Below are 7412 nucleotides of genomic sequence, written 5' to 3' on the forward strand. Positions count from 1 at the left end.
GCAGAAGGAACACCATCATTCCAGCCGACGATTCCGTAATCAAGCCCTTCGATCGCACGAATCGCACGGGCGTAATCCTTCGTAAAGACATAAGAAGCGAGACCGAATGGTGTCTGGTTGGCGTAACGAACCGCTTCCTCATCAGAACTGACACGCTGGACGGGAGCAACAGGTCCGAACGTCTCCTCGTTCATGATCAGCATGCCAGGTTTTACGTCTGCGAGAACGGTTGCTTCATAATAATAGACATCGTTCTCCTCATCAGTCGTTCCTGTTCCGCCCGTGACGACTCGTGCACCAGCGGATGTCGCATCATCAACATGTTTTTTGACTTTATCGTAACCCGCTTTATTGATCATCGGTCCAATCTTCGTCTCAGCATCAAGACCATTTCCGGTCTTCAGCTTCGCTGTCTCTTGCCCGAGTTTTTCAACGAACGCATCATAGATCGAGTCGGATACGTAAATCCGGTTTCCGCAGACGCACGTTTGACCGCCATTACGGAATTTCGACTTAATCGTCTCAGCGACAGCTAAATCGAGATCACAGTCATCAAAGACGAGAATCGGTGCATGTCCGCCAAGTTCAAGCGACATCGCTTTGATCGTCTCTGCTCCTTGAGCCATCAGCGTCCGTCCAACTTCGGTTGAACCAGTGAAAGTGATCTTATCGACATGTGGATGTGTCGCGAGTGATTCACCAAGCGCTTTCCCGCTACCTGTAACGGCATTGACGACGCCTTCTGGAATCCCGACTTCTTGACAGAGTTCAAGAAGACGAAGCGCGGTAAGCGGAGTCGCTGTTGGTGGTTTGATGACGAACGTACATCCGGCGACGAGTGCCGGAGCAAGCTTTCGGGTAATCATGGCAGCCGGGAAATTCCATGGTGTGATCGCAGCAACGACACCGACCGGCTGTTTGATGACTTGAAGTCGTTTGCTCGCATCATGCGTTGGAATGACACGCCCATAAGCGCGTTTTCCTTCCTCTGCAAACCATTTGACGAAGTTTGCGGCATACTGCACTTCACCTTCTGACTCAGCGAGCGGTTTCCCCATTTCAAGTGTCATCAGGCGAGCCAGTTCATCTTTTTTCTCAATCATCTTCGCATATAACTTCTCGAGAAGTTCGGCACGTTCGTAGACTGTCCGCTTCGACCAGTCAGGAAATGCCTTCCGTGCTGCTTCTACTGCGTCGTTGACGTCTGATTTTGTTCCGTTTGGTACACTACCGACGACTTCTCCAGTTGCTGGATTCGTAACATCCGTCCGTTCTCGTCCGTGATCTAGCCATTGCCCACCAATAAAGAATTGTCCCTTCATCCTGAAAATCCCCCTTTTTTACATGCATTGGTAAGGGTATACCCGAACGAAGAAAAAAAGATTCACTTTCGGAAGGAAAGGTTATGCAAAAGGGTAGAAATCGACCGATAAACAGTGTAGGATAATTCAGTAAATGTAATGTAAAACGATCTGAAATATTCAGCGTGAACGAAGAGTGACAACCGTTGATGTGAAATGGTGGAATCACCCCCGAAACATTGACTTTAAAAGTGGATTTGATAAGATGAAGGTAGAGGAATTGCGCAATCGGTTGCGCTATGTGTATAGAAGTTCAATAACTGATGAAAACAACACCCCAAAGACTGACCTACGAGAGGATTCACGACACATGACACAAATGATACCGCGCCCTGAAACGGCCCAACAAACAATTACACGAGCTTGGTGGAAAGAAGCAGTTGCTTACCAAATCTATCCACGCAGCTTTTACGATGCAAACAACGATGGAATCGGCGATATTCCGGGTATCATCGCAAAATTGGATTATTTGAAGGATCTTGGCGTCGACGTTCTTTGGATTTGCCCGATGTTCAAGTCACCGAACGACGATAACGGATATGACATTAGTGATTATGAAGACATCATGGATGAGTTCGGTACGATGACGGACTTCGATCTCTTGATGGAAGAAGCGCATAAGCGCGACATCAAGGTCTTGCTTGATCTCGTCGTTAACCACACATCGGATGAACACCCGTGGTTCCTTGAATCACGTTCGTCAAAAGATAATGAGAAACGCGATTGGTACATCTGGAAAGATGCGGTCAATGGTGGAGAACCGAACAACTGGGAAAGTATTTTCGGTGGATCAGCATGGGAATATGACGAAAAGACAGAGCAGTACTTCCTGCACGTCTTCTCTCGTCGTCAACCAGACTTGAACTGGCAAAACCGCGACATGCGTCAAGCCGTCTATACGATGATCAACTGGTGGCTCGATAAAGGTATCGACGGTTTCCGAATCGATGCGATCAGTCACATCAACAAGGATCAATCATTCGCTGATCTCCCGAATCCGCTCGGTATGCCGTATGTCCCTTCATTCGATATGCACATGAACGTCGAAGGCATCCATGCGTATCTCGAAGAGTTGAAGGATGAGACGTTCTCGAAATACGATATCATGACAGTCGGAGAAGCAAACGGCGTCACACCGGAAGAAGCGGATCTCTGGGTCGGAGAAGAGAACGGTAAGATGAACATGGTCTTCCAGTTCGAGCACATGGATCTCTGGCGTGCAGATGCAGAAAAAGGCGTCGACGTCGTCAAACTGAAACAAGTGCTGACGAAATGGCAAAAAGGACTTGAAGCAACAGGTTGGAATGCGTTATACCTCGAAAACCACGATAAGGTTCGTTCGGTCTCCCTTTGGGGTGACGAGGAACAGTACTGGAAAGAGAGCGCGAAGTCGCTTGCGATGATGTATTTCTTCATGCAAGGCACACCGTTCATCTACCAAGGACAAGAGATCGGGATGACGAACGTTCAATTCCCGGACATCTCGGATTATGATGATGTTGCGACAAAAAACATGTACGAGATGCAACTCGCTTCCGGGAAGACACATGAGGAAATCATGGAAGTCATCTGGAACTCGTCTCGTGATAACTCACGCACACCAATGCAATGGACGAACGAGCAAAACGGTGGCTTCTCAAATCAATCTCCATGGTTTGGTGTCAACCCGAACTACGCGGACATCAACGTCGCGTCGCAAGAACAAGATGAAGATTCAATCTTGAACTTCTACAAACGAATGATCCAAATCCGTAAGATGGAAGAGACATTGATCTATGGCGCGTATGATCTCATCTTACCGGAAGATACGAAAGTCTACGCGTATACACGGACGTTTGGTGACGAACAATTCTTGATCGTTACGAACTTAAAAGGCGAAACAGCAGAAATCGATACGGACATCATCTTGCACTCGGACAATATGTTGCTCGGCAACTATCCGACGATGCACCATGAAGGAACAGAGCTGGAACTTCGTCCATTCGAAGCTCGTCTGTACCGTGTGCGCTAATATGTTTTGAACGGATTCGATAGTTGTCGAATCCGTTTTTTTCTTGCATGTAAGCAGAAGGTGCATCAGACGAAAAAATCGTGTACGCTAAACGATGAGGTGATAGAAGTGAAACCAGTAAAGTACCCGGTGTCATTACGACAGGTGACGACGATCGAAGACGGCCCGATGCGTGAATCGGTCGAACTTGAGGCGGACGGCACATTGTTCGAAACAAAAGACGGTTTTGCCGTGAAGTTCGTTCAGCCGGATGAACAACCGATCGATACGACGATCAAATGGTCAAAAGACCAGATTGCTTTGAATCGTAAAGGTCCTGTTGCGATGCATCATGTCTTCATTTTAGGAGAGACGACCAAAAGCCAGTATGGCAGTCAATTCGGTCAGATGTTGATGGAAACGGACACGGAGACGATTGAGATGAAGCGGCAGCAGATGCAGTTTCGCTATACATTAAAGATGAATGGACAAGCAGTCGGTACGTATATGATTGATTTAACTTGGGAACGGAGTGAGACGAATGGCATTTGAACAAACAGTACGTCAAATGGAGCAGATGTTGGAAGAGGAATGGTTTGAGTGGCTCGAGAACGATGAGCCGCGTTACAACGAATGGCGCGATCAACTCGAAGGACTCGCAGAGCAGGTCATCACGGAATATAATCCGAAGGTCGATCCAGAAGCGATTGATACACTGCTTTTAATTAACGAAGAACTACCTGTCTTATACGGTGAAGATACCGTCATGCTGTATACAGCACTCTTGAAAGCACGTCAGGAAGACGATCAAGTATACGAGCGTTACTTGACGATTCTTGGTGCGTTCGCGGACGAACAGCATCCAGCAATCCGAGAAGTCGAAAAGTTAGTCGCGAAAAAGGACTATAAAAATGCCTTCGCACGTGCAGTTCGTCTGCCACAGTCGCTCGGTCTAGAATAAACAATCAGTGGACCATCTTGTTTTAGGCAAGCTGGTCTTTTTAGGAGGAAGCACCATGTATCCACTTTATCGAATCATCGTCGCGATCATCCGCAAGGGCGATCAACTGCTCATCGTCCATAATCAATCGGGTCAGGAGAAACGCTGGAGCTTACCCGGTGGACAGATTGAATCTGGAGAGACCCTCGAGCAAGCACTGCGTCGCGAGGTGGAAGAAGAAACCGGCTTGACGGTCACATCGTCGTCGTTTGCCTTCTTAACGGAGAACTTCATGCCGACCTATCAAGCGCACAGCCTCGTGACTTATTTTGATTGCGAAGTGAGTGGTGTACTTGATCCAAATGATCCCGATGAAGAAATCATTGAGACGAAGTGGATCAACCAAACAGAGTTAGCGGAGTACATCACGAGTGAAGACGTCCGTCTTCCATTATCGGCATATTTAGAAGAACAGCACAAAGGCTATTACATGTTTGAAGAGATGAAGTGGTAACTCGGCTGTTATCGTTTCTTTACATTCCTTAAAGCCGTCTCCATCGTTCATTTACATTCGCTCGGTATGATGAAACCATCATCGTGAACAGGGAGGAAACACAAATGAACAGGAAATGGATGGCGACAGGTATTCTCGGAACAGTGCTTATGACGGGAGTTGCGGGCTATACATATGAATCGGCTCAACCGGTCGAGGCAAAACAAAACACGAAACAAGCGAAGGTTAAAAATGTCATCTTCATGATCCCGGACGGTTATTCGGCTGCCTATGCAACGAATTATCGCTGGTATCAAGGAGGCGAGGAGACGGAACTCGACGGTCACTTAAAAGGAATGATGCGGACGTATTCGGCAAACACGAAAGTGACCGATTCAGCTGCTGCCGGAACGGCGATGGCAACAGGAACAAAAACAAACAACGGAACAATCGGTATGGATCCAAGTGGAAAAGAAGTGGCGTCTATTCTTGATCGGGCGGATCAAGCAGGCAAAGCAACAGGACTTGTCTCGACATCAGCCATCACCCATGCGACACCAGCTGTTTTTGCATCACACGTCGCAACGCGCGCGAACGAAGCGGACATCGCGAAGCAATACATGGATGAAATGAAAGTCGACGTCTTACTGGGTGGCGGTCAGAAGTTCTTTTTTGATCAAAAGAATGGTGGCGTTCAAGAGGCTGGTAATCTAGTGAAGAAAGCAGAACGAGCAGGATACCAGTATGCGGATTCACTCGAAAGTCTAAATGAGACGGACGGTCGTAAAGTTCTTGGATTGTTTGCAGAAGAAGGAATGGCACCAGAACTGGACCGGGAAAACACGAATCAACCGAGTCTTGCGACGATGACATCGAAAGCCCTGCAAACATTGAAGAAAGATCGCGATGGCTTCTTCTTGATGGTAGAAGGAAGTCAGATTGACTGGGCGGGTCACGCGCATGATGCTGCTTGGGCGATGAAGGATGCAGAAGCGTTCCACCAGGCTGTCGAAAAAGTGCTTCGTTTTGCTGCAAAAGATAAACATACTTTAGTCGTCGTTGCCGGTGACCATGATACAGGTGGTATGTCAGTCGGTGGATACGATGAGTACGTAGCGAAACCGGAAGTCTTGAAAAACGTCAAGGCGACGGGAGATGAGATGGTTCGTCAGTTCAACGACGACTTATCGAACATCGCAACTGTCGTCAAACGAGAAACGACGTTTGATTTGACGGCTGAAGAAATTCAGACGTTGCAAAAAGTGGATGCGAAGAAACGCGTCATGACATTGAATGAGATGATCAGTAAACGAGCGTATGTCGGCTGGACGACTGCCGTGCATACAGGTGTTGACGTTCCGCTCTACGCGTACGGTCCACAAAGCGAACAGTTCAGTGGATTGCATGAAAATACGGACATCCCTGGTTTGATGGCCAATGCGATGAAATTAAAAAAATGATGTATTGGACGTGATTAAATCAAGCGGTGGATGATCCACTGCTTGATTTTTTTAAGTACTTATCTGCTTCTGTGACACAGTAAAAACTAAATGAAAAAAATGAATGAATAGCCATTCATTATATGCTATACTCATTTCAACACAACTGCTTTAGGGGGAAAGGGGTTTGTTCGAACATGAATACGTTTTTACTCATTAACTGGATTGCCTTCCTACTCGTCATCAGCTATGCGGGCTATCTGTTCACGTCACTCGTCAAAAGTCGTTATGCCGCCATTAAACGGGGGAAAAAGGCGGAATGGACACTGACGAACAAAGAACGAATAGACGCAGTCTTAGTCAACGTCTTCGGTCAAAAGAAATTATTAAAGGATAAGAAAAGTGGCGCCATCCACGTCATGATGTTCTATGGCTTCTTACTCGTTCAATTCGGAGCGATTGATTTTATCTGGAAAGGACTCGCAGTCGGTCAGCGTTTCCCGCACGTCCCACTCGGTCCGCTCTATCCGATTTTTACATTCTTCCAAGAAATCGTCATGCTCGTCATCTTGATTGCCGTCGTTTGGGGATTTTATCGCCGGTACGTCGAGAAACTCGTCCGCTTGAAGCGGAATTTCATGGCAGGTCTTGCGTTGATCTTCATCGGTGGTTTGATGGTCGCCGTCCTGTTCGGGAACGGATTCTTCCTTGTCTATGAGAATCATTCGACGCTCGGTGAACCGGTTGCTTCAAGCATCGCGTTCTTATTCAGTTGGGTGCCGGAGTCAATTGCGTTTGGATTATTCGTTTTCTTCTGGTGGGCGCACTTACTGTTCTTACTTAGCTTCATGGTTTACATCCCGCAAGGTAAACATGCGCACTTGATTGCCGGTACAGCAAACGTTTGGCTCGGTCGAACGTCGAAAGTCGGGCGTTTGGCACCGATTGATCTATCGGTCATGGAAGAGGCAGAAGACGATGAAGCGGAATTCAGCTTCGGGGTCAACCGAATCGAAGATTTCAATCAGAAACAGCTCGTTGATCTGTATGCTTGCGTCGAGTGTGGACGCTGTACGAATATGTGCCCAGCGAGCGGAACGGGGAAGATGCTGTCGCCGATGGATTTGATCGTTAAATTACGAGACCATCTCAACATGAAAACGGCAGCGATCACACAGCGCTCGCCATG

General features: G+C 47.5%; 6 protein-coding genes and 1 pseudogene. 6 read left to right on the top strand and 1 reads right to left on the bottom strand.

The genetic code is table 11. The features are described from left to right. Positions 1-1322, bottom strand: a 1322-nt coding sequence (locus F8N00_RS14605; protein WP_421018451.1) for an NAD-dependent succinate-semialdehyde dehydrogenase, incomplete at its 3' end; no start/stop codon positions are given. Between the two features lie 391 nt (positions 1323-1713). Between F8N00_RS14605 and F8N00_RS14610 the strand changes: the two genes are divergently transcribed. The 6 genes and pseudogenes from F8N00_RS14610 to F8N00_RS14635 all read left to right on the top strand — a co-directional run. Continuing rightward, complete coding sequence (locus tag F8N00_RS14610) at positions 1714-3372, top strand: glycoside hydrolase family 13 protein (protein WP_035399261.1); 1659 nt, start codon at positions 1714-1716, stop codon at positions 3370-3372. A 108-nt stretch (positions 3373-3480) separates the two neighbouring features. Beyond that, positions 3481-3903 carry a DUF1934 domain-containing protein gene (locus F8N00_RS14615; protein ID WP_421018452.1) on the top strand — a complete coding sequence of 141 codons (423 nt, stop codon included), beginning with the start codon at positions 3481-3483 and terminating at the stop codon, positions 3901-3903. Continuing rightward, entirely contained in the window at positions 3893-4312 is a 420-nt protein-coding gene (locus tag F8N00_RS14620; protein WP_023466820.1) for a hypothetical protein, read from the top strand. The genes F8N00_RS14615 and F8N00_RS14620 overlap by 11 nt, the downstream gene beginning before the upstream one ends. Positions 4313-4367: 55 nt before the next feature. Continuing rightward, on the top strand, positions 4368-4805 hold the full coding sequence (locus tag F8N00_RS14625) for an NUDIX domain-containing protein (RefSeq protein ID WP_023466821.1): 438 nt from the start codon (positions 4368-4370) through the stop codon (positions 4803-4805). Positions 4806-4909: 104 nt separating this feature from the next. Next, entirely contained in the window at positions 4910-6244 is a 1335-nt protein-coding gene (locus tag F8N00_RS14630; protein ID WP_035399156.1) for an alkaline phosphatase, read from the top strand. Between the two features lie 176 nt (positions 6245-6420). After that, a pseudogene (locus F8N00_RS14635) lies at positions 6421-7412 on the top strand (hypothetical protein); the annotation flags it as partial.

This window comes from Exiguobacterium sp. A1_3_1 (assembly GCF_048985645.1).
GTDB lineage: Bacteria > Bacillota > Bacilli > Exiguobacteriales > Exiguobacteriaceae > Exiguobacterium_A > Exiguobacterium_A indicum.

Coding starts and splice junctions, on each gene's coding strand:
- F8N00_RS14620 (WP_023466820.1), top strand. CDS start 3,893: ATGGCATTTGAACAAACAGTACGTCAAATGGAGCAGATGTTGGAAGAG.
- F8N00_RS14625 (WP_023466821.1), top strand. CDS start 4,368: ATGTATCCACTTTATCGAATCATCGTCGCGATCATCCGCAAGGGCGAT.
- F8N00_RS14630 (WP_035399156.1), top strand. CDS start 4,910: ATGAACAGGAAATGGATGGCGACAGGTATTCTCGGAACAGTGCTTATG.